The 22789-nt window shown below is 47.0% G+C and carries 27 protein-coding genes and 1 tRNA gene; 2 read left to right on the top strand and 26 right to left on the bottom strand.

The window, feature by feature from the left end; translation table 11 throughout:
* Positions 1 to 9: 9 nt before the first annotated feature.
* The 6 genes from gap to ACRC6Q_RS16310 all read right to left on the bottom strand — a co-directional run bounded on the left by gap (position 10) and on the right by ACRC6Q_RS16310 (position 4336).
* Positions 10 to 1017, bottom strand: coding sequence for a type I glyceraldehyde-3-phosphate dehydrogenase (gene gap, locus ACRC6Q_RS16335; protein ID WP_223641801.1), 1008 nt, complete (start codon positions 1015 to 1017; stop codon positions 10 to 12).
* Complete coding sequence (locus ACRC6Q_RS16330; protein WP_223641800.1) at positions 1018 to 2061, bottom strand: sugar-binding transcriptional regulator; 1044 nt, start codon at positions 2059 to 2061, stop codon at positions 1018 to 1020.
* 107 nt (positions 2062 to 2168) lie between these two features.
* On the bottom strand, positions 2169 to 2399 hold the full coding sequence (locus tag ACRC6Q_RS16325) for a glutaredoxin family protein (RefSeq protein WP_298831971.1): 231 nt from the start codon (positions 2397 to 2399) through the stop codon (positions 2169 to 2171).
* Between the two features lie 202 nt (positions 2400 to 2601).
* Entirely contained in the window at positions 2602 to 3384 is a 783-nt protein-coding gene (locus ACRC6Q_RS16320) for a TPM domain-containing protein (RefSeq protein ID WP_431467037.1), read from the bottom strand.
* The gene (locus ACRC6Q_RS16315) at positions 3381 to 3965 is read right to left on the bottom strand and encodes a LemA family protein (RefSeq protein ID WP_431467036.1); all 585 of its coding nucleotides are present in this window, start codon (positions 3963 to 3965) and stop codon (positions 3381 to 3383) included. The genes ACRC6Q_RS16320 and ACRC6Q_RS16315 overlap by 4 nt, the downstream gene beginning before the upstream one ends.
* A 299-nt stretch (positions 3966 to 4264) precedes the next feature.
* Positions 4265 to 4336, bottom strand: a tRNA-Arg gene (locus tag ACRC6Q_RS16310).
* Positions 4337 to 4508: 172 nt separating this feature from the next.
* Between ACRC6Q_RS16310 and clpP the strand changes: the two genes are divergently transcribed.
* The gene (clpP, locus tag ACRC6Q_RS16305; protein ID WP_223641794.1) at positions 4509 to 5120 is read left to right on the top strand and encodes an ATP-dependent Clp endopeptidase proteolytic subunit ClpP; all 612 of its coding nucleotides are present in this window, start codon (positions 4509 to 4511) and stop codon (positions 5118 to 5120) included.
* A 50-nt stretch (positions 5121 to 5170) separates the two neighbouring features.
* Here the strand turns inward: clpP and ACRC6Q_RS16300 are convergent, their stop codons facing one another.
* The 20 genes from ACRC6Q_RS16300 to hprK all read right to left on the bottom strand — a co-directional run bounded on the left by ACRC6Q_RS16300 (position 5171) and on the right by hprK (position 22032).
* Positions 5171 to 5428, bottom strand: coding sequence for an HPr family phosphocarrier protein (locus ACRC6Q_RS16300; protein WP_298831982.1), 258 nt, complete (start codon positions 5426 to 5428; stop codon positions 5171 to 5173).
* 54 nt (positions 5429 to 5482) lie between these two features.
* Complete coding sequence (whiA, locus tag ACRC6Q_RS16295; RefSeq protein ID WP_223641789.1) at positions 5483 to 6433, bottom strand: DNA-binding protein WhiA; 951 nt, start codon at positions 6431 to 6433, stop codon at positions 5483 to 5485.
* A gap of 23 nt (positions 6434 to 6456) precedes the next feature.
* Positions 6457 to 7452, bottom strand: a complete 996-nt coding sequence (locus ACRC6Q_RS16290; RefSeq protein WP_223641778.1) for a gluconeogenesis factor YvcK family protein — start codon at positions 7450 to 7452, stop codon at positions 6457 to 6459.
* Positions 7453 to 7456: 4 nt separating this feature from the next.
* Positions 7457 to 8338 carry an RNase adapter RapZ gene (gene rapZ, locus ACRC6Q_RS16285; protein ID WP_223641776.1) on the bottom strand — a complete coding sequence of 294 codons (882 nt, stop codon included), beginning with the start codon at positions 8336 to 8338 and terminating at the stop codon, positions 7457 to 7459.
* Positions 8331 to 8816: an NUDIX domain-containing protein gene (locus ACRC6Q_RS16280; protein ID WP_223641774.1), complete on the bottom strand. Its 486-nt coding sequence runs from the start codon at positions 8814 to 8816 to the stop codon at positions 8331 to 8333. Before ACRC6Q_RS16280 ends, rapZ begins: the two co-directional genes overlap by 8 nt.
* 205 nt (positions 8817 to 9021) lie before the next feature.
* Positions 9022 to 9984 carry a thioredoxin-disulfide reductase gene (gene trxB, locus ACRC6Q_RS16275; protein ID WP_223641772.1) on the bottom strand — a complete coding sequence of 321 codons (963 nt, stop codon included), beginning with the start codon at positions 9982 to 9984 and terminating at the stop codon, positions 9022 to 9024.
* Between the two features lie 63 nt (positions 9985 to 10047).
* Positions 10048 to 11577 carry a tetratricopeptide repeat protein gene (locus ACRC6Q_RS16270; protein WP_223641771.1) on the bottom strand — a complete coding sequence of 510 codons (1530 nt, stop codon included), beginning with the start codon at positions 11575 to 11577 and terminating at the stop codon, positions 10048 to 10050.
* Between the two features lie 81 nt (positions 11578 to 11658).
* A complete protein-coding gene (gene hisIE / locus ACRC6Q_RS16265; RefSeq protein WP_223641769.1) occupies positions 11659 to 12285 on the bottom strand; it encodes a bifunctional phosphoribosyl-AMP cyclohydrolase/phosphoribosyl-ATP diphosphatase HisIE in 627 nt (208 codons plus the stop codon).
* Positions 12282 to 13034 carry an imidazole glycerol phosphate synthase subunit HisF gene (hisF, locus tag ACRC6Q_RS16260; protein WP_223641767.1) on the bottom strand — a complete coding sequence of 251 codons (753 nt, stop codon included), beginning with the start codon at positions 13032 to 13034 and terminating at the stop codon, positions 12282 to 12284. The genes hisIE and hisF overlap by 4 nt, the downstream gene beginning before the upstream one ends.
* On the bottom strand, positions 13028 to 13756 hold the full coding sequence (gene hisA, locus ACRC6Q_RS16255; protein WP_431467035.1) for a 1-(5-phosphoribosyl)-5-[(5-phosphoribosylamino)methylideneamino]imidazole-4-carboxamide isomerase: 729 nt from the start codon (positions 13754 to 13756) through the stop codon (positions 13028 to 13030). Before hisA ends, hisF begins: the two co-directional genes overlap by 7 nt.
* Entirely contained in the window at positions 13749 to 14378 is a 630-nt protein-coding gene (gene hisH, locus ACRC6Q_RS16250) for an imidazole glycerol phosphate synthase subunit HisH (RefSeq protein ID WP_223641763.1), read from the bottom strand. Before hisH ends, hisA begins: the two co-directional genes overlap by 8 nt.
* A complete protein-coding gene (gene hisB / locus ACRC6Q_RS16245; RefSeq protein ID WP_223641761.1) occupies positions 14375 to 14962 on the bottom strand; it encodes an imidazoleglycerol-phosphate dehydratase HisB in 588 nt (195 codons plus the stop codon). The genes hisH and hisB overlap by 4 nt, the downstream gene beginning before the upstream one ends.
* Complete coding sequence (gene hisD / locus ACRC6Q_RS16240; protein WP_431467034.1) at positions 14959 to 16242, bottom strand: histidinol dehydrogenase; 1284 nt, start codon at positions 16240 to 16242, stop codon at positions 14959 to 14961. The genes hisB and hisD overlap by 4 nt, the downstream gene beginning before the upstream one ends.
* Positions 16239 to 16865 carry an ATP phosphoribosyltransferase gene (gene hisG, locus ACRC6Q_RS16235; RefSeq protein ID WP_215102112.1) on the bottom strand — a complete coding sequence of 209 codons (627 nt, stop codon included), beginning with the start codon at positions 16863 to 16865 and terminating at the stop codon, positions 16239 to 16241. Before hisG ends, hisD begins: the two co-directional genes overlap by 4 nt.
* A complete protein-coding gene (hisZ, locus tag ACRC6Q_RS16230; protein ID WP_431467033.1) occupies positions 16865 to 18022 on the bottom strand; it encodes an ATP phosphoribosyltransferase regulatory subunit in 1158 nt (385 codons plus the stop codon). Before hisZ ends, hisG begins: the two co-directional genes overlap by 1 nt.
* Positions 18023 to 18154: 132 nt before the next feature.
* A complete protein-coding gene (locus tag ACRC6Q_RS16225; RefSeq protein WP_223641740.1) occupies positions 18155 to 18667 on the bottom strand; it encodes an acyltransferase in 513 nt (170 codons plus the stop codon).
* Positions 18664 to 19320 carry a pyrophosphatase PpaX gene (gene ppaX, locus ACRC6Q_RS16220; protein WP_431467032.1) on the bottom strand — a complete coding sequence of 219 codons (657 nt, stop codon included), beginning with the start codon at positions 19318 to 19320 and terminating at the stop codon, positions 18664 to 18666. The genes ACRC6Q_RS16225 and ppaX overlap by 4 nt, the downstream gene beginning before the upstream one ends.
* Positions 19317 to 20252, bottom strand: coding sequence for a nucleoside recognition domain-containing protein (locus tag ACRC6Q_RS16215; RefSeq protein WP_223641736.1), 936 nt, complete (start codon positions 20250 to 20252; stop codon positions 19317 to 19319). Before ACRC6Q_RS16215 ends, ppaX begins: the two co-directional genes overlap by 4 nt.
* A 19-nt stretch (positions 20253 to 20271) precedes the next feature.
* Complete coding sequence (gene lgt, locus ACRC6Q_RS16210; RefSeq protein ID WP_431467031.1) at positions 20272 to 21084, bottom strand: prolipoprotein diacylglyceryl transferase; 813 nt, start codon at positions 21082 to 21084, stop codon at positions 20272 to 20274.
* A gap of 21 nt (positions 21085 to 21105) precedes the next feature.
* Complete coding sequence (hprK, locus tag ACRC6Q_RS16205) at positions 21106 to 22032, bottom strand: HPr(Ser) kinase/phosphatase (protein ID WP_223641732.1); 927 nt, start codon at positions 22030 to 22032, stop codon at positions 21106 to 21108.
* Positions 22033 to 22199: 167 nt separating this feature from the next.
* Between hprK and ACRC6Q_RS16200 the strand changes: the two genes are divergently transcribed.
* Positions 22200 to 22748 (top strand): N-acetylmuramoyl-L-alanine amidase family protein, encoded by a 549-nt coding sequence (locus tag ACRC6Q_RS16200; protein ID WP_431467030.1) that lies wholly within the window; start codon positions 22200 to 22202, stop codon positions 22746 to 22748.
* Positions 22749 to 22789 lie beyond the last annotated feature (41 nt).

Here is a 22789-nt window from a genome sequence, read left to right as displayed (position 1 = left end):
ATTTTGGGATTACAAGCCCGTTTTATACATATGCAATGCAAGGTCGATACAACGTCCTGAATAACCGGATTCATTGTCGTACCAAGCTAGGACTTTGACCATGTTATCGCCAAGTGCCATTGTTGATAAACCATCAACTGTTGAAGAAGCAGTATTGCCGTTGTAGTCTTTTGAAACTAATGGAAGGTCGCTGTATTCAAGGTAACCTTTCAATTCGTTTTCAGTCGCTTCTTTCAAAGCATTATTGACGTCTTCAGCAGTTACTTTTTGCTCAAGATCCACTACCAGGTCAATCAATGAAACGTTTGATGTTGGTACACGGATAGCCATTCCATCAATTTTGCCTTTCAATTCAGGCAACACTTGTGATACAGCTACTGCTGCTCCAGTTGTTGTCGGAATCATTGATTCTGCAGCTGCACGTGCACGACGGTAATCTTTGTGTGGAGAATCCAAAAGGATTTGGTCATTTGTGTAAGAGTGGATCGTTGTCATCATTGCATGCTTGATGCCGAAACGGTCATTCAATACTTTAGAAATGCCGGCAAGGCCGTTTGTTGTACAAGAAGCGTTTGAAACCACATCATGCTCTTCAGGGTTGTATGTTTCATGGTTAACTCCCATAACAAGTGTCTTCATGCCGTTTTTACCCGGTGCTGAAACGATGACTTTCTTCGCGCCAGCTTCGATATGTTTCGAAGCAGAAGCTGTGTCTGTGAAGAATCCAGTCGATTCGACAACGATGTCTACGCCAAGCTCTCCCCAAGGAAGGTTTGATGGATCTTTTTCAGAGAATACACGGATTGTTTTGCCGTTGACAACAATGTTGTCGCCTTCTGCTGAAACTTCTGCATCCAATGTTCCGTGAATAGAATCGTATTTTAGAAGGTGAGCCAACATTTTAGCGTCAGTCAAGTCATTTACTGCAACAACTTCCACTTCTTCGTTTGCCATTGCTCCACGAAATACGATGCGTCCAATACGTCCAAATCCGTTAATTGCTAATTTTAAAGTCATTTATAATTCCTCCAATTTTTTAGTCAATCCAAGTATTTTTCGTGCGGCGCCTTCGTCTGTGACCAGCACTGTCGGTTTTGGCGCATTCTTGAAATAAGATAAAATCGCTCTTGCTTTGGAACCTCCACCGGCAACCGCTAAAATAGTCGAAGCTTTTTGTACCTGCTCCAATTGAATGCCCGCTGTGCGGATGCGATAAACAATTTTTCCGTCTTTATCGAAATAATAGCCGAAAGCCTCACTAACCGCTCCGCCCGAACGTATCTTCTCTACTTCTTCTAAAGAAGAGTGGCGGCGGACCGCCATCTCTTCCGCATTGCCTATGCCATGGACCACTACATCAGTCTGATCATACAAGTCCATCATTTCCTTGATCACGGGCTCTTTCATCATCATTGCAAATGCTTCGGCACTTAAGTGATCAGGCAAGTAAAGCGTTTTGAACGAACCACCTGTTTTTTCGGCAAATGCCGCTGCGATCGTATTGGCCTGATGAAGTACATCTTCTCCCAATCCACCGCGGGCTGCGATAAATTGAAGTGCCCGATCAGGTTTGCTGATGGATAATTCTTTGGAAATGGCAGCCATTGTGCTGCCGCCAGTAACAGCTATTTTCTTATGGCGGATGAATAATGCTTCCAAAAGACGGGCAGCTTCTTTGCCGATATGGGTTTTCACTGCTGGAATCTCATCGCTGTCCTGCGGCAAAATGACCACTTTCGAGATCTTCAAAATTGTTTGCAGCTGTTTTTCCATGTCTGTCAATCCAGACATTTCGCGAACGAAAACCTTTAACTTTTCCAGCACTTCCAGACCCTGAGAAGTAACTGTCATGCCTGCTGTCTTCATCTCAATCAACTGCTGATTGCGCAGCAGATCGGTTTCTTTTCTGATTTCCCGCTCTGTTGCACCGGCAACTTCACTTAAAGTTCGTCTGCCGATCGGTTGTTCCAAATTGATTGTCTGTAAAATCTGGTAACGCTTTTTCAGGAGTTCGGACATTTCCGGCATCAGTTTTTGCTGAGCGTCAGATAATGCATCCATGTTTTCACTCCGTTCTAGCTGGACGTTTTTTGTCCCAATATAATATTTTGTGTCCCACTAAAATCATTCTACCTAATGATTCTTTTAATTGCAAATAAAAAGAAGCGTTAAATTTCTAACGCTTCCAGTAATTCTACGTAACCGATATTTCCATATAGCAATATTTCATTGTCTTTTTCCAGTACGGGAATCATTAGCATGTATTTTTCATGCAATGCTTCGTCACTTTCGATATCAACTTCCTGATAAGGCAATGGAAAGTCTTCGTTAACGAGCTGGATCATCAGTTTGGCTTCATCGCATAATGGACAGTTCGAACGTGTGTATAAAGTTAACATTGTATACCTTCTTTCTAATAGAAAAGCGCAAGCAGCCGTTAAGCGCCGACGAGCGCTGGAAGCCTTGCCGGTAATGGCGTTCTTCAGCCATTCTTGGCAAGGCTGAAGCGACTCGAGGGGCTGGCTGCTGGAGTCTGGACAAAGAAAAGCGTAAGCGCCCGTATAAAGGAACGTAAGCTAAAAACCATACTTTCTTAAACCTTTAGAAACCTCGGCCAGCGCCGCCGCCTCCGGATGAGCCGCCTCCGCCCCCGCGGAAACCACCACCACCGAAGCCTCCTCCACCAAATCCACCGCCGAAGCTTCCGGGGCCCATATAAACGCCTCTTCCGCCTCGGCGTCTCGCACGTCCACCACCTTTGCCGCCTCCACCCCCAGTAATCAGAATGAGGATCGCGGACACGATCAGGATGGTCATGAACGGCGGAAGCCCTTCCTGCGGTTGTTGGGAAGTGGCTGCCTGCGGTTCTACAGGTTCACCGTTCCATTGATATTCAGCAGCGACTTCCTGATAGAGAACTTCATATAAATTGATGACGCCTTCACTATAATTGCCTTGGCTCAAATAAGGAATCGCGTATTCATCCAAAATCCGGCCGACTTTTCCATCCGGCAACGCACCTTCAAGGCCGTAGCCGATTTCCACATAGATTTCCCGATTATCCGGTTCATCCAGTGACACCACCACCAGAACGCCGTTGTTTTCCTCTTCCGCTCCGATGCCATAATGGCGGAACGCTTCGTTGGCGTAGCTTTCGATCGGCTCGCCTTCAAGTGTCGGAATCACCAGCAACATGATTTGAGCAGTTGTGGCGTCTTCCAGCCCACGACCCAATTGACGGATTTCTTCTTTCTGCTGCTCCGTCAAAATACCGACTTCGTCTTGAACATAGAGATCATTCGTCAATTCCGGAAAGTCAGCTGCCAAGCCACGCCCACTGACCATCAGCAGCAGGAAGCAGATGAGCACTATTCTGCGTCTCATTGTTCATCCTCATCAGTTCCGAAATCGACTTCCGGTGCTTCAGAAGCATCCGGATCCGCTTCAAAATACTCTTTCTCGTCAAAACCAAAAACTCCCGCAATCATGTTTCCAGGAAAACTTCTGGCTTTGCGGTTAAATTCAGAAACCGTTCCATTATAATCCTGTCTGGCTACCGCTATCCGATTTTCCGTACCTGCCAATTCATCAGAAAGCTGCTGGAAATTTTCACTGGAACGAATTTCAGGGTAGTTCTCCACCACCACCAACAAACGGCTCAATGCCCCGCTCAACTCGGCATCCGCCTCAGCTTGCTCACTGATGCCTTCAGCCCCGGCTAAATTCGAACGGGCCTCCGTTACACTATCAATGACATCCTGTTCCTGGTCGGCAAATCCTTTCACCGTCTCAACCAGGTTCGGAATCAAATCAAGCCTGCGCTGCAATTGGTTTTCAATCTGAGCATAGGACTGATTGACATCCTCTTCAAGCTGCACAAAGCTGTTATAACTCGGCACCAAAATTGCCGCGATGATGACAATAATCGCAATCACAATAATGATGGGAATCAATAATTTTCTCAAAAGCTCCACCTCTTCACTAGTATGTATTACTAATCATTTCCCTTTGCTGGAGTTCTTTTAAACGTTTCTTTTTGAAACATAAATGCAAATGGTTTCACTGGGAGATACCGGACAGCAAACTATAGAGATTGACTAGTCATAAAAAAAAGATAGAGCGATTATGGATTGGAAAGTGAAATTTATAGCCGTCCCAGATGTCTATTTCTATTTAATAAGTTGTAACCGATTTGAAAATCTTACTACCGCCACAAAAAAAGCCCATTTTACCGGATAAGGTAAAATGAGCTTTGCTTTTTTTATGCCCTCGGAAGGAATCGAACCTCCATCTCAAGAACCGGAATCTTACGTGTGATCCATTACACTACGAGGGCGTTTTCGCTATTAGCGACTTTTCTATTATACAAAAGTATTTCAACTTAATCAAGTCTATTTTTTTGATTCGTTAGATTTGACCTTCATTGACCATCATGTGTATGATAATAGTACAGCTGAGAGAACTTTCAGCATTGTTTGCAAACCACTTAATCGAGGAGGAACTATTCTATGAACTTAATTCCTACAGTAATTGAACAAACTAGCCGAGGTGAACGTGCTTATGATATCTATTCACGTTTGTTGAAAGACCGCGTAATTATGCTGGGCAGCGGCATTGATGATAATGTTGCAAATTCAATTGTTGCACAACTTTTGTTCTTGGAAGCAGAAGATCCAGATAAGGATATTTCAATTTACATCAACAGCCCGGGCGGCAGCATCACTGCCGGAATGGCGATTTATGACACAATGCAGTTTATTCGTCCCGATGTTCAAACAATCTGTATCGGCATGGCCGCTTCAATGGGAGCTTTCTTACTTGCAGCAGGAACAAAAGGCAAACGCTTGGCGCTTCCAAATGCTGAAGTCATGATTCACCAACCACTTGGCGGTGCTCAAGGCCAAGCAACTGAAATTGAAATTGCCGCGAAACGTATTCTTCACCTTCGCGAGAAGCTGAACCAGATTCTTTCTGAACGCACAGGTCAGCCAATCGATGTCATTTCCAAAGATACAGACCGCGATAACTTCATGACAGCAGAACGTGCACTTGAATACGGCTTGATCGACCAGGTCATCACACGCAGCAAGTTGCCTGAAGACCATAAAAAAGATATCTAAAACAAAAACTCACAGCCCATGGCTGTGAGTTTTTTTCTGTTTAATGATGATTAAGCTTCCTGTTCGATGATTTCCGATAAAGCATGAACCGCTTTCTCTTCATCCAATCCATCTGCCGAAATTTTTACCTCTGTGCCTTTGCTGATGGCGAGGCTCATGATTCCCATGATGCTTTTGGCATTTACTTTTTTATTGTCTTTTTCTAAATAGACATCCGCAGTGTACCGGTTCGCTTCCTGAACAAATAAAGCTGCCTGCCTTGCTTGAAGACCTGTTTTTAATAGTACTTTCACCTGTTTTTCAACCATACATATCCTCCTCCGAAAACTTCGCTCTCATTTATATGAAAGAACAGCCCTTATTTAGCGGCCGATCATTTCTCCTTTTCTCAATGACGCTGCAATCTCATCAATTTTCCGCAGCCGGTGGTTTACTCCCGACTTGCTTACCGTACCACCTGATACCATTTCCCCTAATTCTTTAAGAGTCACGTCTTGATACTCTACCCGAAGTCGGGCAATTTCACGCAATCTTTCAGGCAATTGATCGATTCCGATTGTTTGATCGATAAAACGGATGTTTTCCACTTGCCGCAATGCAGCATCGATGGTTTTGTTTAAGTTAGCGGTCTCACAATTCACAAGACGGTTGACGCTGTTGCGCATGTCCCGAATGATTCGGACATCCTCAAACTTCAATAGAGCGGAATGTGCTCCTGTGATGCTCAGAAAGTCAGAGATTTTTTCTGCTTCTTTCAAATAAGTCACAAACCCTTTTTTCCGCTCGATCGTTTTGCTGTTTAAATGGAACTCGTTCATCAACTCAACCAGAGAATCTGCATGGTCTTTGTAAAGTGAATAGATTTCCAAATGGTAGGATGAAGTTTCGGGATTGTTGACGGATCCTCCCGCCAAAAAAGCTCCCCTCAGATAAGAGCGTTTACAGCAGTTCTTCTCAATCAGCGACTTGACGATCTGATGCTGGAACTGGAAGCCTTCCGTCAAAATTTCCAGATCCTCAAGAATATGTTTGGCGCCTTCACGGATTCTGCAAATATAGATGTTGTTCTTTTTTAGGCGCATCTTTTTTCTGACGAGCAATTCAACAGGATATGCTTTGTAGAAACGCTTTAAAAGTGTGTAGATGCGTCGGGCAATTGCCGCATTTTCGGTTTGGATATCCAGGCTCAATTGCCGATTGGAAAACGATAGGGTTCCATTCATCCGGATCATTGCGGACAACTCTGCTTTTCCACAGCAATCATCCACTTCTAATTGCGTCATTTCTTTTTTGGTTTCAGATGCAAAAGACAAAATTCGTTCCCCCTTTCAAAGCACTAGAAATAAAGCTGCTTCGAATCTTCACTGGCACGGCCTCCAGCATATTCAAATAACCATTCCGCCACTTTCATTGGCTCATGCCGGACAGTTTCGCCAAAGATGTTGGCAATGTCTTTTCTATAGACTTCAAGTCCCATCTGCTTTAGCCGCTCTTCATCGTATTCAACCGGCGATGCCTTCTCTTTTTTGTAACGCTCGGCAACGAGCGGCGGCATTTGGACTTTATCAAGCAAAATGGCATCCAGAAAACTCTCCCCTACATGCTCATATAATGCCTTCACATGATCAGAGGCTGTATATTTATAGGTTTCACCCGCTTGTGTCATTAGGTTGCAGATGTATATTTTCTTAGCCTTCGCAGCAATTACTGCTTTTTTGATATCCTTCACCAATAGATTAGGTAAAATACTGGTATAAAGAGACCCTGGCCCGACAACGATCACATCCGCACTTTCAATCGCTGCGATAGTGGCAGGCAAAGTTTTCACATCGTGAGGTTCGATGAACACCCGTTTGATCGGCTGCAGGTAGGCAGGGATTTTAGACTCGCCTTTGATGATGGTCCCATCTTCCAATTCCGCATTGAGCGTCACGATTTGATTGGCTGCAGGCAAGACAGTTCCGTTGACGCTTAATACCCGGCTCATTTCACGGACTGCATGGGAAAAGTCTCCCGTAATATCCGTAAGTGCTGCAAGCATCAAATTTCCTAGGGAGTGCCCATCGAGGTCTAAGGAATGTTTAAAGCGATATTGGAACATTTCAGCAACTAAAGGTTCCGTATCCGACAATGCCGCAAGGACATTTCGAATATCACCTGGAGGAGGAATATCCAAATCATTTCTTAAACGGCCTGAACTTCCTCCGTCATCCGCAACAGTTACGATAGCCGTCAAATCTAACGGATACAACTTCAATCCGCGCAAAAGTGTTGAAAGTCCCGTTCCGCCTCCTAAAATAACGACGCGTTTCCGGTGCTGGTTGCGTTCCATGCACTCAATCCTTTCTTATTTTGACATCCCTGTGCGTCACGATGACTTTATTGTTTTCAGCCAGAAGCTTGCCATAGTATTCGGCCAAAGTCACTGAACGGTGTTGGCCGCCCGTACAGCCAAACGCTATGACCAGCTGCGCTTTTCCTTCGTTTTTATACTGCGGAATCATGAACTGCAGTAAATCCGTCAGTTTTTCTAGGAGTGTCTGCGTCTCCTGCCATTTCAGTACATAGCTTGAGACCCGTTCATCGAGGCCTGACAAGGGATTCAACTCTTCAATATAGTAAGGATTCGGCAAAAAGCGGACGTCAAACACTAAGTCGGCATCGATTGGCATCCCATGCTTGAATCCGAAAGACATCACATTCACTGTGAAGACATTACTGGTCTTTGATGAAAAATCGGCGATGATTCTTTCTTTCAGCTGACGCGGGGTCATACCGGAAGTATTATAGATAAATTGCGCTCTTCCTTGAAGGTCGCTCAGCATATCGCGTTCTTTTTTGATACCGCCCAAGACCAATCCGCCTGGAGACAACGGGTGGGATCTTCTCGTTTCTTTGTAACGGCTCACTAATGTCTGATTTTCCGCATCCAGAAATAGAACGGTGATGGAAACGTTCGGTTCCTGCGACAAATGGTCGATTGCGTCCAAGAGGCTATCGAAAAAGTCACCGCCGCGCAAATCCATAACGGCCGCTACCCGCTTCATCGATTTCCCTGAATCCCTCATCAATTTGATAAAAGTAGGCAATAATGCAGGCGGTAAATTGTCAATTGTAAAAAAACCCAGATCTTCGAAGCTTTGGATTGCGACAGTCTTTCCTGCGCCTGACATGCCAGTGATGATGATTAACTCAGTTTCTTCCTTACGGTTATCCATTCTGGTGGTTCACCTCTTCAGTTGATGATTGGATGTTCTCTTTGATCAGCTGGAATTCCGGCGTGTAATAGAAAGTTCCATATTGAATGCCTGGCCGGTTGGCTGCAAATTGCAGATTGGTCCGATCGCCTTCTGCCATCGGCAAAAACGCCAGTTCCCCGACTGGATGCCATTCCAGCAATCCTTCAGTTGTTTCTTCAAATATATCTCCAGCCAAATTATTTGCAGCAAATGTATACAACATCCACTCGTCCACAATTTGGTCATTTTCCTGGATCATCATCGTATAGACCCCTTTTAAATGTGTACCGATCGGGGTAGCGTTCGTTTCTTCTTTGAACTCACGGACTGCCGCTTCGAAAATCGACTCTCCGGCCTCCATCTTCCCACCGGGTGCCACATACCAGTCACGCCGTGGTTTCTTCAATAATAAGACTTGCCCATTTTTGATGACTAATAAATTCGCGATTCGCTGCACATTCGACACTCCGCATCTATTGTAAACTTACTCCATTATACATGTATCCTGGTGTGTCATGCAAAAGAATGCAAAAAAAGAGGCCATCTTCCGAGTAGCTCGAAAGATGGCCCATCAAAAATTCTTTATAAAAAGGGGGTCAATTTACTCTTCCTACTATAACCCTTGTTCATGACAAGCGCGTTACAAAATGATTAAGAAACAATTAAGCTTTCGTTTTCATCCCGATTTTTTCTACCAGTTCTTCAATATAATGTTGAGCTGCTTGTGCTGCGATACTGCCGTCACCTGTTGCAGTAACTACTTGGCGCAAGGTTTTTTCACGAACATCGCCTGCTGCATAAATACCAGGCACTTTGGTTTCCATCTTCTCATTGGTTACAACATAGCCTTCATCATTTAAGATGCCCAATTCCGAAAACGGTTTTGTCAACGGCAGCATACCGATATAGATAAAGACGCCATCTGCTTTGAATTCTCTTTCTGCATCATTATCAGTGGACACCAAAGTGACACTTCCAACTTTGCCGTTTCCATCATCGTGAATTTCTTTGACGGTATGACTCCAGATAAAGTCGATTTTGTCATTGGCAAATGCACGGTCCTGAAGAATTTTCTGTGCACGAAGCTCGTCACGTCTGTGGACGATCGTGACTTTATCGGCAAAACGGGTTAAATAGACTCCTTCTTCAACAGCTGAATCTCCGCCCCCGACAACGACCAATTCCTTCTGTTTAAAGAAAGCCCCATCACAAACTGCGCAATAGCTTACGCCGCGTCCGCCCAGTTCATTTTCACCGGGGATGCCCATTTTTTTGTACTCTGCACCCGTCGTCACGATGATGGCGCGTGTTTTGTATTCTTTTGATCCAGCTTTGATGGTTTTGTATTCTTCTCCATCAACAATTTCAGTTACGTCACCGTAGGCGTATTCAGCACCGAATTTTTTAGCATGTTCGAACATTTTCGTCGACAGATCCGGCCCAAGAATATGGTCGAAGCCTGGATAGTTTTCAATTTCTTCCGTATTGGCCATCTGGCCCCCTGGAATACCGCGTTCAAGCATTAAGGTTGTCAGATTGGCACGGGAAGTATAGACAGCGGCAGTCATGCCTGCTGGTCCTGCTCCAATAATAATTACATCATAAATTGTATTCGTTTCAGTCATAACAATAGGCCTCCTATTTCTCAGTAGCTAAATCGTATAAGATTCCGGCAAAAGCTTCAACTTTTATGCCTGTGAGCCGAGATTCGGCAAGTAAATGGCTATCTCTTTTATATATTTCGACAAGGTAGCGACCGATATACCAAAACGATCCGCCTGGTGCCGTTTTATCATTTTTTCATTTTTAGAGGATTTGGCCATATAGTCTACTGCTGCCGCTAATGCCGCCGGGTTCTTAAACCGATAATTCCGGCTGAAAGCCTCTTCGACCAACAGGAACCACAATTGAAAAACTTCAGCCCGCTGCTTTGTCACCATTCCACTTTGCATATAAAGAAGCTCGGCCGTCTCCATCGCCCGCATGAACGCATGTTCAGCTGGAACTTCCTCTTTGAAGGGGTGGCCCAATGCGTAGCCGAGGACAAAGGTTTCCAGGACGGAAGGCTGATCCGATGCCAACCAATTCGGATGTGAGATGATTTCCTGCTTGTGCACGGATTTGCCCAACAGAAACAAGCCGAATAGCCGTTCACTTTTCTTCTCATGATCCAGCTTTCCGACGAGATAGTCCCTGTCATGCTCCAGCGCATCTGCATGAGGCATCGCGGAATGGTCGTTCCACGGCTCATAGCCGTCTTTGCCGGGATCCATTTTCTTCAATTGATCCCATGCCTGTCTGGATGCCTCTTCATGTCCCGAATGGTAGGCGGCATGCGACAACCAGAAATAGAAAGCGGGGTCTCCATCAAAACCGCGTTTCTGCAAGCTTTTCAGCCAGCGATAAGCTTCCTTGTATTTGCCGACCAGCGCAAACGTCGCTCCCAGTTTGTAGCGGTGCTCGAATACGTAAGGCTGGATTTTCTTCAACAGCTCAAGGACGTCTTCCAACTCCGCATTCTTTTCATAATAATGAAAGACTGCTAAATTGCAGAGGGCGTGCAGATTGCCTGTATTTCTCCGCAGTACATCGTGAAGCAGTGCTTTGGCCATTTCGGCTTCTCCGATATAAAAATAAGCCAGCGCCAGATTATTATAGGCTCCCCAGAAATCCGTCTTTTCTTCGACCAGTTTTTCCAGCAGCTCGATGGCTCCAGCAAAATCACCCTGTTCCATCATGCGGCGCGCCTTTTCCTGGCGATAATAATATTCGCTGTCCTGCGCTTCACCATCGTCATCAAAAAGCTGCCAGTCTTCCTGTTCCGCAAAATCAACGATTTCCATAGCTTCAGCCGTGTATTTGCCTTGCGTTTCGTACACCAGGTATTTTTTGGCGTATTTTCGTGCATCCCAAAATAAGCCCATATGTGCATGGACTTCAGCGAGGAAAAATAGGATATCAGGCTCTTTTGGATCTAGTTCATACGCCGCATGCAGCATCTCCATCGCCTGTTCGAATTCTTCCATTTCCATCAGCACGATGCCGTACTGCGTCAGAATAAGCGGATCCTTCGGGCTCAGTTCTGTCGCGCGGCGTAAATACTTATGTGCTTTTGGATGATTTTCACGCTGAAGTTCTTTCAGCGCTTTTCTGTAATAAAATTCCCCCGTCGGAATGAAAGACAGTACATTCTTGTAGTTTCTTTTTTTATTCTCCAAAATATGCCTCCGAAAAAGTAAAAGGAACGATTAACATCGCCCCTATACTCAAATGTGCTGTAATTATAGCATATTTCCTTATTATTTACTTGTCGTTTTTGTAGCGTGGCGGTCTTTTAATACATTGACCACTTGATCGATTCCCACTTTTTGTTCCTGCAGCAGCACCAAGGTGTGATAGAACAAATCGGCTGTTTCCATAGCCAGTTCCTCAGCATCCCGATTTTTTGCTGCAATGATGACTTCAGCCGCTTCTTCCCCGACTTTTTTGCAGATTTTATCTACGCCTTCTTCAAAGAGATAGGTTGTATACGCGCCTTCAGGCATTTCTTCTTCACGTGCTTTGATCAAAGAAGTCAGCTGAGCGAACATATCTCCTGGAGATTCGTTGCGTTCGCCATGAATGGTCTCGAAGAAACAGCTGTCCTTGCCGGTGTGGCAAGCAGGTCCGTTCGGGATCACTTCATAGATCAGCGAATCGCCGTCGCAATCCAGACGCACGGCCGTCACTTTTTGGGTATTGCCACTGGTTGCTCCTTTGTTCCATAGTTCGCTGCGGCTTCTTGAGTACAACCACGTTTCATTGGTGTCCATCGTTTTTTGGACTGCCTCTTCATTGGCATAAGCCAACGACAGGACTTCTTTTGTTTCGGCATTCTGGATAATAACGGGAATCAGCCCGTTTTGATCATATTGTATCGTTGTCATCGGACGTTCACTCCCTCTTTCCGTAAAAATTCTTTTACTTCAGCTACGCTGGTTTCTTTGTAATGGAAAATAGATGCGGCCAGTGCAGCGTCGGCATCCACCGTTTTAAAGACTTCGCTGAAATGCTCTTTGTTTCCTGCTCCGCCGCTGGCAATGACCGGTACTTCCACCGCTTCACGTACGGCTTGCGTCAATTCCAGGTCAAAGCCGTCTTTCGAGCCGTCTTTGTCCATGCTGGTCAACAACAGTTCGCCGGCTCCAAGTTCCACGCTTTTTTTCGCCCATTCAATGGCATTCCACTTGGTTTTATTGCGCCCGCCATGTGTATAGACGTCCCAACTGTCGCCATTCTTCTTAGCGTCGATGGCGACGACGATGCACTGGGAGCCGAAGAAGTCCGCCCCTTCTTTGATCAATTCCGGACGATCGAGAGCCGCCGTGTTCAAAGAGACTTTATCGGCGCCAGCCCGCAGCATGCGTTTCATATCCTCCAGGCTGCGGATTCCCCCTCCCACTGTAAAGGGAATTGACAGCTCCGTCGCAACAATTTTGACCACTTCGACCATAGTTTCCTTGCCTTCATGTGAAGCCGAGATGTCCAGAAACACCAATTCGTCAGCTCCTTGCTTGTCATAAAAACGAGCCAGTTCTACAGGATCGCCTGCATCCCGCAGTGAAACGAAGCTGACGCCTTTAACGACGCGCCCTTCTTTGACATCCAGGCAGGGAATGATGCGTTTTGTCAGCATGACAATGCCTCCTCCAAGGTAAAACGTTTTTCATACAGTGCTTTCCCTATGATAACACCGGCAATATTGCTATGGGTAGATGCCTTTTTTACATTGCGGACATCCTCCAATGATCCGATGCCGCCAGAGACAATGACTTGCGCTTCTTCAGAATCAGCCAACGCTCTGTTCGCTTCGATATTCGGTCCAGCTAAAGTTCCATCTGTTGCGATATCTGTGTAGATAAAATGCTTAGCACCTTTAGAAGCGAAATAGTTCGCCACTTCCGTTGCCGCCTGACCCGACGTTTCGATCCAGCCTTCTGTCGCGGCCATCCCATTTTTCGCATCTATGCCAATGACGATCCGGTCAGCACCGAACTCTTCGATAAATGACACGGCAAGCTCTGGATTGCGGATGGCAAGGCTTCCGATAATGACACGTGCAACACCATTCGATAAATAATGTTCGATATCTTCACGTGTCCGGATACCCCCGCCTACCTGGACGTTTGCACCCAATTTTGCAGCTTCGATAACGACTTGATCATTGATCCGAACACCATCTTTCGCACCGTCCAAATCAACCATATGTATCCACTGTGCTCCAGCCTCCACGAATTTCTTCGCCATGTCGACCGGAGAATCACCGTAGATGGTTTCCTGGGCATAATCTCCCTGGAATAGGCGTACACATTTTCCATCCCGCAAATCGATAGCGGGATAAATTTGAAACTTAGTCATGTAGGTTCCTCCTGACATTTGCAATCCACTGTTCTAATAAATAATGGCCAAAATCGCCTGATTTTTCCGGATGGAACTGCATACCTGTAATCAATCCGTTTCCGACTACTCCTGGAACGTCGTGGTTTCCGTAGCTTGCTGTCGCCCAGATTTCCTGATCATCGGTATTGACCGCCAAAAAGGAATGGACAAAATAAACATGCGTATCGCTCAAAACTTCATCCAACCAGTAGGGGACACGTGAAAATTCGAGACGGTTCCAGCCCATATGCGGAATCCGGTACGTCCCTTTTTCAAAACGGCGGATTTGGCCCTTCAACAAGCCCAACCCTTTGGTCGGTTTCACTTCCGAACTATCTTCATATAATAATTGCATGCCGAGGCAAATGCCAAGCAGCGGAATGTTTTTCTCCGGCAACGATCGGATGAATTCCGAAAGACCTTTTTGGTCCAACAGCTCCATGGCATCCGGAAAAGCACCAACTCCTGGAAGAAGAATCCCTTCTGCTTCCAGCAGTACTGCCGGGTCGTCCGATACGATGACCGTACATTCCAATTTTTTCAATGCTTGCTCAACACTGAACAAATTGCCCATGCCGTAATCGATGATGCCGATGATCATGTCAACAGCCCCTTCGTCGACGGCACGCCTTTGACCCGTGGATCGATGCCTGTCGCTTCATCAAGCGCCCGTGCCAATGCCTTGAACACCGCTTCGATGATATGATGCGTATTTTTTCCGTAATGAACGATGACATGGACATTCATGCGGGCCTCAAGTGCGAATTTCCAAAGGAATTCCTGAACCAGCTCGGTGTCGAATGTCCCCACTTTTTCGTTTGGAAGTTCGCAGCGGAACTCCAGATGCGGCCGGTTCGAACAGTCGATGACCACTTGCGCCAGTGCGTCATCCATCGGCACAAACGCATTGCCGTAACGGCGGATGCCTTTTTTATCGCCAAGCGCTTCTTTAACAGCCTGGCCGAGTACGATGCCGATGTCTTCTGTCGTATGGTGATCGTCGATATGGGTATCTCCATCTGCTTTGATGTCGCCATCAAACAAGCCATGCTTGATGAAAAGATCCAGCATATGATCCATGAATGGAACGCCTGTATCGATTGTCGATTTGCCTTCTCCATCCAATGAAAAATTGATGGCTACTTTGGTTTCATTGGTATTTCGCTTGATTTCAGCTTGTCTCATTGTCCATTCCCCTTTTCCCAGGACCGCGATTCGACTGCACGCGCATGGCCTTCCAAACCTTCCAGGCGCGCAAGCCGTGCGATTTTATCTTTATTATTTTGCCAAGCCTGTTCGCTATAGCGGATAATACTGGTTCGTTTTATAAAATCATAGACAGATAATGCACTCGAAAAACGTGCCGTACTATTGGTCGGCAGGACATGGTTGGTCCCCGCAAAATAATCGCCGATCGGTTCTGACGAATAGCGCCCGATAAAGATGGCGCCGGCGTGCCGTATTTTATCCGCTACTGCTTCCGCATCCTCTGTCATGATCTCCAAATGCTCAGGAGCCAGTTGGTTGGCAGCTTCGATCAATTGGCCCATCGTCTCACCGAGATAGATCATGCCGTGGTCCGCCATTGCCGGACTGGCAATGGCTTCACGCGGCAAAAGCGACAGTTGCCGGTCCACTTCTTTGGAAACCGCATCAGCCAATCTTTCGCTGGCCGTCAATAAGACAGCGCTGGCCATCGGATCGTGTTCTGCCTGCGATAATAAATCCGCAGCTACTTCGTCGGCATAAGCGGAATCATCCGCGATGATGGCGATTTCACTCGGTCCGGCGATCATATCAATGGCGACGTCGCCATTGACTTCCCGTTTGGCCAAAGCCACGAAAATGTTTCCGGGACCCGTGATTTTATCGACCGGCATGATGGATTGTGTGCCATATGCCAAAGCCGCAATGGCCTGTGCACCGCCCGACTTGTAGACTTCCGTGATACCCAGAATATGGGCAGCCGCCAGAACCCCGTCGGACAAGGTGCCGTCTTTGCCCGGAGGCGAAATCAACACGATGCGCGCCACTCCAGCTACTTGAGCCGGGATGACGTTCATCAGTACGGACGATGGATAGGCTGCTGTTCCGCCTGGCACGTAAAGTCCTGCAGATTCAATCGCTGTGACGCGCTGGGCAACGTACGAACCGTCTTCATTGTCCAACCGGTAGCCTTGTTGCTGCTGGCTTTCATGGTAGCTGCGAATATTTGTTGCCGCTTCTGTCAAATCCTCCAGCAATTGACGGTCGAATTGCTCGACCGCCTGTGCAATTTCTTCATCCGTTACGCGCAGGGAAGAAAGTTTGGCGCCGTCCCATTTTTCAGCGTAGCGAAACATGGCCTGGTCTCCATTATCCCGAACATCCTGGATGATGTCTTTCACAGCTGCGACTTGCTGTCCGGTGCCTTCTGCGATGGTTCTTCTGATGGAGATTCCTGCTGATAAACGAGTTACTTTCATACGCTCGCCTGCTTTCTCAACTTCTCAACCAATTCCGTAATGCGCTTCTGCTTCAAGCGGTAGCTTACCGGATTGGCAATCAAACGCGACGTGATATCGACGATCTTCTCATATTCGACTAAGCCATTTTCCTTCAAGGTTTTGCCGGTCGAGACGATATCCACAATACGGTCCGCCAAGCCGATCATCGGCGCCAGTTCAATGGAACCGTTCAATTCGATGATTTCGACTTGTTCACCTTTGCCTCTATAATACTGCGAAGCCACTTTCGGGTATTTGGTCGCGACACGCGGCGTCACTTCATTCATCGGAGTGTCCGGCATGCCGGCAGTCGCGATGTAGCAGCGGCTGATGCCAAGGTCCAATAATTCATAGACATCCCGGTCATGCTCGAGCATGACATCTTTCCCGGCGATGCCGATATCCGCTACTCCATGTTCCACATATGCCGGAACATCCATCGGCTTGGAAAGAATAAAACGGATATTCTCATTCGGCGCTTCCACAATCAATTTGCGTGAATCGTCGAGTTCCTTCGGCAGGTCGTAGCCGGCCTTCACTAATAATTCGTAAGCTTCTTCAAATATACGCCCTTTAGGCATGGCAATCGTTAATGCATCCATCAATTGGCACCTTCCATTCGTAGGACTTTACTGAACAGCCCGCTGAATTCATCGATCGCTAAAACTGCTGGCGCAAATTGCAGCGTGACCCGGACTCCCTGTTCGCGGAGTTTCTGTGCTTCATCGAACGCCTGGTCTTCACCCTGTTCATCAAAGAGGATCAAGGTATGATTTTCCTTCTCTGGAACAGCAGAGATGATTTCCAGCAGCCGGTCGACACGCAGCCCGAAGCCCGTTGCGCCGACCTGCAGCCCGAATTGCTTCATCAGACCGTCATAACGTCCGCCGTTGCCAAGCGAAAAGCCGCTGCCTGCTCCATATACTTCAAACACCAATCCGGTGTAATAGGTCATGTGGCTGTTAAATGATAAGTCGTAGGTGATCGCGTCGGACAAACCGCTGCGATCCAATATTTTCTTCAATTTCTTCATGTCTTCGAATAAAGAATTTTGTTTCGCATTGTGGGGATCGATCCATTGCTGCCATTCTTCGACGTTTGACGTGGACATCAATCCGATGAACGATTCCAGTCTGGAAGGTTCTATCGGCAATTGCTTGGCCAAACTTTCAAATCCAACGCTGTTCTTCGAAACAAAAGCAGCATGGACTTCTTCGATCTGCTCCTGGTCTAAGCCGAAATCCTGCAGGATCAGCTGCAGCAATTGCGTATGGCCGATCACAAAGCGGCTGGATTTGATATTCAGGTTCTTTAAGATATTCCAGGCCAGAATGATGACTTCTGCATCGGCGTACAAAGAATCGTCGCCGATCAGTTCCACACCCATCTGTTCAAATTCAGCAGGCCGCCCGCCTTCACGCTTTTGGGCGCGGAAAACGTTCGAATAATAGCCGAGTCTGACCGGCATCTTTTCTTTCAGTAACTTGGAAGCAGCTACACGGGCGATCGGTGAAGTCATATCCGGCCGCAAAACCAACGTCTCTCCTTGGCTGTCCAATAATTTGAACAACGCATTATCAGCGATGGCCGAGATTTTGCCGATTGTTTCGTAATATTCCAACGTCGGAGTCTGCAGCAGGTCATAGCCTGCCTGTTGAATAATGGACGTTCCATTTGTGCGGAGCTCCGCTTTCTTTTTCGCGATAAATGGGAAATCGTCTCTCATGCCTAACGGTTTTTCGAACATTTGTATGGTCATTCATAAAACTCCCTAATATTGGTTATTTTACTTTAGTTCGCTAATGTGGTGAAGTAATTATTATTTTAGCGCATTTTTCCATCCATCGTCAAGAGATATCCTCGAAAAAAACCCTGAAAGCAGTGGTTGCTTTCAGGATTTTGCTTGGCGCTCTGCCATTTGTTCAGCTGTATAGATGATGCTCATCGGATTTCCACCGACAAAAGCTCCAGCTGGCACATTTTTATGGACGAGCGTGGCAGCGGAAACGATTGCGCCGTTTCCAATGGTGATGCCGGGCAAAATCGTGGTGTTTGCTCCGATCATGACGCGGTCTCCGATGACTACGTCGCCGAGCCGATATTCATCTATTAAATATTCATGTGCAAGTATTGTTGTATTATAGCCGATTACTGAGTTTTTCCCGACCGTAATCCGTTCCGGAAACATGACATCAGGCATGACCATCAACGCAAAAGAAGAATGCTCTCCAATTTTCATTTTAAGGAAAGCTTTATACATCCAATTTTTCATCGGCAGAAACGGTGTATACCTGGCTGTCTGGATCACCAAAAAGTTTTTGGCCACCTTCCAGAAAGGGACAGTTTTGTATATATGCCAAAGCGAGTTTGGACCTTCCACAAAATGGCGTTGTGTGTTTCTCATTTGACGGCCACTTTCGTCAATTCCAGCAAATCACTGATATGCTGCAGCATGAAGTCCGGTTTGTACCCGGCCAGAAATTCCTCTCCTTTTGCCGCCCAGGCCACGCCTGCCGTCCGTACCCCTGCATTTTTGCCGCCTTCGATGTCATGCGAGTTGTCGCCGATCATCAAAGCTTCGTCATGGGAAGCGCCCAATTGCTCCAACGCCAGATGCAAAGGCTCTGGATCCGGTTTCGGGTTGCTGACATGATCCAGGCCGACCAGCACATCAAACACATCGCTGACACCCATCAATGCCAATCCGTGACGAATGGTTTCGCTTCTTTTGGTTGAGACGATCGCCATTTTCAAGCCCTGTGCTTTCAATAGGCGCAGCGTTTCGGCCACGCCGTCGTATTCCTCGACCAATTCATCGTGCATCATCCGGTTGAGGGAGCGGTACTGAATTGTCAGCTCTTCCACACGATCCGGATCGATGGCTGTAAATGTCTGTTCTAGCGACGGGCCGATAAAATGCAAAGCGTCTTCACGCCCGAAACGCCCCGGATAATGCTCATCCAGAACGGTCAAGAAGGTCTGGATGATCAATTCATTGGTATCCAGTAAAGTGCCGTCAAAATCGAATAATAAGGTATTGATCTGTTTTACCGTCATGTAGAAACCACTTCCTTCTCTTTTTCTTCCGCTTTACGCCACATATAGGAAACAAAAATGGTCAGCCCGAGTGCCGTAACCACACGGATGGCAAGTAACGGCCATATCGGGATCCCAAGTGGAATGAAAATCAACGTATCTTCTACGATGGCATGGCAGGCGACCAGGAAGATGAACACCAAGGTCGCATCTTTTTTGCTGACGCCATCTTCCTGCACCGCCTGGATCATGACCCCTGCTCCCATGGCCAATCCGAAAATCAGTCCGGAAGCAAGCGTCAAAGAAGCGTTCTTCTCTACACCCAACAGACGTGTCAATGGTCCAAGCATCGTGGAGATTTTCTGGAGGTATTTTTTATCTTTCAAAATTTGAATCATGATCATCAATGGAATGACGATCATCGCTAATTGCAGGACGCCGAACGAAGCTTTTTCCAGCCCGATCAGCAAGATCCCCATCCAGCTTTCGGGTGCGGCAGCCGCTTCAGGAGCAAAGCCGTATTGGGCTACTTCGCCGCCGCCTTTCCACAGCAGGTTGATGATGATGGCCGATAATCCAGCAAGACCAAAGCGGACCACCAACACCACCCACAGCTTGACGCCTACTTTCAGGGCCACTCCCGTTTCAATAAAAATATTATGGGAGAAGGACAGCATGACCGCCAAAATGAAAACTTCTTTGACCGTCAGCTCCAAAGACAGGATACCGGCAATTCCGGCATACAGATTCAGCGCGTTCCCAAGGACCAGTGGTATGGCAGCGTCGCCGCTTAAACCGAACAAGCCCATGATCGGCGCCACTAAATCGATGATAAAAGGCAGAACCGGGGTATATTGAAGCATGGTGACGAGAAGAGTGATCGGGAATATGATTTTCCCCAATGCCCAGGTCGTCTTCAACCCTGCTTTTAATCCATTTCTCAACGTCGACATCTGATCGCTCTTTTCAATGTTATTTGTCTTTATAGCGCGGTGGGTTTTTGATTGCCGCGCGGCGGTACACGATAAATACCACGGCGATGATAATGGCAACAACCGACACCAGCTGTGCAGCCCGAAGTTCACCAACCACATAGAGGCTGTCAGTCCGCATGCCTTCGATAAAGAAGCGGCCAACAGAATACCAGATCATATAGAAGAAAAACATTTCGCCGCGTACCAGATTGACTTTCCGAAGCAGCAGCAAAATAATGATACCCACGAGGCTCCACATGGATTCATATAAGAAAGTCGGATGGTAGTAAGCTCCATCTATGTACATATGATTGATGATCCAGTCAGGAATGTAGAGATTTTCCAGAAAAGCACGGGATACTTCTCCACCATGCGCTTCCTGGTTGATGAAATTGCCCCACCGGCCAATCGCTTGACCGATCAGGATGCTCGGCGCCAAAATATCCGCCACTTTCAAAAAGGAGGTATTGCGTTTTTTGGTGAACAGATACGCGACAATCATGGATGCAATCAATGCGCCGTGGATCGCGATGCCGCCATTCCAGATGGCAATGATCTGTCCGGGATTGTCTTTGTAATGGTCCCATTCAAACGCGACATAGTAAATGCGGGCGCCGACTATTGCCAGCGGCACCGCCCAAATCAATAAATCCGTTAAATACTCAGGGTGCAACCCCCGTTTGACCATTTCACGCTGCCCCACTAAAAAGGCGATGACAATGCCTAAGGCGATGATGACACCATACCACTGGACCGAAATCGGGCCCAGTGAAAAAGCGGTCGGGTCTATTGAAGCTAGTATTGAATACATCTTGTGCACCTACCCATTCGCTTAGTTTGTATCTTGTGCTATGACATCATCCAGGCGCTTCGAAAATTCTTCAGCCGCATTGACGCCCATCCGTTTCAGGCGATAATTCATCGCCGCAACTTCGATGATAACGGATAAGTTTCGTCCAGGGCGAACTGGAATCGTCAGTTTCGTCAGGTGCGTATCGATGATCTTCATCTTTTCTTCTTCCAAGCCAAGACGATCATAGGTTTTATCAGGATCCCATAGCTCCAGGTCGATCACCAGGGAAATCCGCTTGAAGGTTCGGACGGCACTGGCTCCGAATAATGTCATGATATCAATGATGCCCACTCCGCGAATCTCGAGCAAGTGCTCAATCAGTTTCGGTGGATGGCCGACCAAAGTATTTTCCCCTTCCTGGTGGATCTCCACGCAATCATCAGCTACCAGGCGATGGCCTTTTTTGACGAGTTCCAGCGCCGTCTCGCTCTTACCGACGCCGCTTTTTCCTGTCAGCAGGACGCCTACGCCGTATATGTCAACGAGCACACCATGAATAGCCGTGGTTGGAGCTAATTGGCTTTCCAGAAAATTCGTCAGCAAACTGGAAAAGCGCGTTGTTGACATCGGTGTGGTCATAACCGGTACATGGCGATTGCTTGAAGCAGTGACCAATTCTGCCGGCACGGGAACACCGTGTGAAACGATGATTGCCGGCGTATCGTCAGTGCAGAGTTTCATCATCCGGTCCAATCGTTCCTTCGGCGATAGCATGGCAAAAAAAGAAAGCTCGGTTTTGCCGAGCAGTTGCACACGGTTTGCTGGATAATGAGTGAAATAACCGGCCATTTCCAAACCGGGTCTTGAAATATCACTGATGGGAATATGACGGCCGATGCCTTCTTCTCCGCTGATCAAATCCAACTCGAACGTTTCCATCACTTGTTTTGTTGTTACTTGTCCCATTTGTTACCCCTCATTCCTTATCCACACATTATTTCGAATTTTCATCGAAGTTGTTCTTTTTGCATGCGGTTTGCTTTTATTTTAACATGGAAAAATTAAATTTGAAGATTTTTGTCCCCTTTGACGGTCTCTTCCACTATATAGACCGCAAAAGGAGGTTTTTGAAAATGAAGATAATGATTGATGCCGGACATGGGCCAGACACGCCCGGAAAGCGTTCGCCCGATGGCAGGCTGAGGGAATTCCATTTTAATTCGGCCGTTGCGGAAGAGGTCAAAAAGCGCTTGATGTTGGACGGACACAACGTATTGTTCAGCCATCAAAACGATCTGGATGTTCCGCTGCACGAACGTACAGCGCTCGCAAACCGGTTGAAGGTGGACTTGTTCGTTTCCATCCATGCCAATGCAATGGGCCATGCCTTCAACTCGGTCAATGGCCTGGAAACCTTCACCTACAGCCGGCCGCAGCCAGCAACCAAACAGCTGGCAGCTATCGTCCAAAACGCTCTTGTGCGGGTGACGGGCCGGAAAGACCGTGGAGTCAAGCAAGGTGATTTTGCTGTTCTCCGCGACACGCATATGCCGGCCATCCTCGTGGAATGCGGCTTTATGACGCATAAACAGGAGGTGGAACTGCTCAAATCTGCCGCTTACCGGAAACGCTGTGCACTGGGCATCTGTTTTGGGATCGCTTGTTATGATGCCATCAGTTGATTACTTTCCAATTGGTTAAACCATACCTGAACGCGAAAGCC

This window comes from Planococcus sp. SE5232, assembly GCF_050686535.1.
Classification (GTDB): domain Bacteria; phylum Bacillota; class Bacilli; order Bacillales_A; family Planococcaceae; genus Planococcus.
The sequence above is the reverse complement of the archived record's forward strand: the minus strand, read 5'-3'. Positions and strand labels throughout refer to the sequence as shown.

What these genes read in the sequence shown, in the direction of transcription:
- gap (WP_223641801.1), bottom strand. Translation starts at nt 1,017, where the DNA reads ATGACTTTAAAATTAGCAATTAACGGATTTGGACGTATTGGACGCATC.
- ACRC6Q_RS16330 (WP_223641800.1), bottom strand. Translation starts at nt 2,061, where the DNA reads ATGGATGCATTATCTGACGCTCAGCAAAAACTGATGCCGGAAATGTCC.
- ACRC6Q_RS16325 (WP_298831971.1), bottom strand. Translation starts at nt 2,399, where the DNA reads ATGTTAACTTTATACACACGTTCGAACTGTCCATTATGCGATGAAGCC.
- ACRC6Q_RS16320 (WP_431467037.1), bottom strand. Translation starts at nt 3,384, where the DNA reads ATGAGACGCAGAATAGTGCTCATCTGCTTCCTGCTGCTGATGGTCAGT.
- clpP (WP_223641794.1), top strand. Translation starts at nt 4,509, where the DNA reads ATGAACTTAATTCCTACAGTAATTGAACAAACTAGCCGAGGTGAACGT.
- ACRC6Q_RS16300 (WP_298831982.1), bottom strand. Translation starts at nt 5,428, where the DNA reads ATGGTTGAAAAACAGGTGAAAGTACTATTAAAAACAGGTCTTCAAGCA.
- ACRC6Q_RS16290 (WP_223641778.1), bottom strand. Translation starts at nt 7,452, where the DNA reads ATGGAACGCAACCAGCACCGGAAACGCGTCGTTATTTTAGGAGGCGGA.
- rapZ (WP_223641776.1), bottom strand. Translation starts at nt 8,338, where the DNA reads ATGGATAACCGTAAGGAAGAAACTGAGTTAATCATCATCACTGGCATG.
- trxB (WP_223641772.1), bottom strand. Translation starts at nt 9,984, where the DNA reads ATGACTGAAACGAATACAATTTATGATGTAATTATTATTGGAGCAGGA.
- hisIE (WP_223641769.1), bottom strand. Translation starts at nt 12,285, where the DNA reads ATGACAACGATACAATATGATCAAAACGGGCTGATTCCCGTTATTATC.
- hisF (WP_223641767.1), bottom strand. Translation starts at nt 13,034, where the DNA reads ATGCTGACAAAACGCATCATTCCCTGCCTGGATGTCAAAGAAGGGCGC.
- hisA (WP_431467035.1), bottom strand. Translation starts at nt 13,756, where the DNA reads ATGACTAAGTTTCAAATTTATCCCGCTATCGATTTGCGGGATGGAAAA.
- hisH (WP_223641763.1), bottom strand. Translation starts at nt 14,378, where the DNA reads ATGATCATCGGCATCATCGATTACGGCATGGGCAATTTGTTCAGTGTT.
- hisB (WP_223641761.1), bottom strand. Translation starts at nt 14,962, where the DNA reads ATGAGACAAGCTGAAATCAAGCGAAATACCAATGAAACCAAAGTAGCC.
- hisD (WP_431467034.1), bottom strand. Translation starts at nt 16,242, where the DNA reads ATGAAAGTAACTCGTTTATCAGCAGGAATCTCCATCAGAAGAACCATC.
- hisG (WP_215102112.1), bottom strand. Translation starts at nt 16,865, where the DNA reads ATGGATGCATTAACGATTGCCATGCCTAAAGGGCGTATATTTGAAGAA.
- hisZ (WP_431467033.1), bottom strand. Translation starts at nt 18,022, where the DNA reads ATGACCATACAAATGTTCGAAAAACCGTTAGGCATGAGAGACGATTTC.
- ACRC6Q_RS16225 (WP_223641740.1), bottom strand. Translation starts at nt 18,667, where the DNA reads ATGAGAAACACACAACGCCATTTTGTGGAAGGTCCAAACTCGCTTTGG.
- ppaX (WP_431467032.1), bottom strand. Translation starts at nt 19,320, where the DNA reads ATGACGGTAAAACAGATCAATACCTTATTATTCGATTTTGACGGCACT.
- ACRC6Q_RS16215 (WP_223641736.1), bottom strand. Translation starts at nt 20,252, where the DNA reads ATGTCGACGTTGAGAAATGGATTAAAAGCAGGGTTGAAGACGACCTGG.
- lgt (WP_431467031.1), bottom strand. Translation starts at nt 21,084, where the DNA reads ATGTATTCAATACTAGCTTCAATAGACCCGACCGCTTTTTCACTGGGC.
- hprK (WP_223641732.1), bottom strand. Translation starts at nt 22,032, where the DNA reads ATGGGACAAGTAACAACAAAACAAGTGATGGAAACGTTCGAGTTGGAT.
- ACRC6Q_RS16200 (WP_431467030.1), top strand. Translation starts at nt 22,200, where the DNA reads ATGAAGATAATGATTGATGCCGGACATGGGCCAGACACGCCCGGAAAG.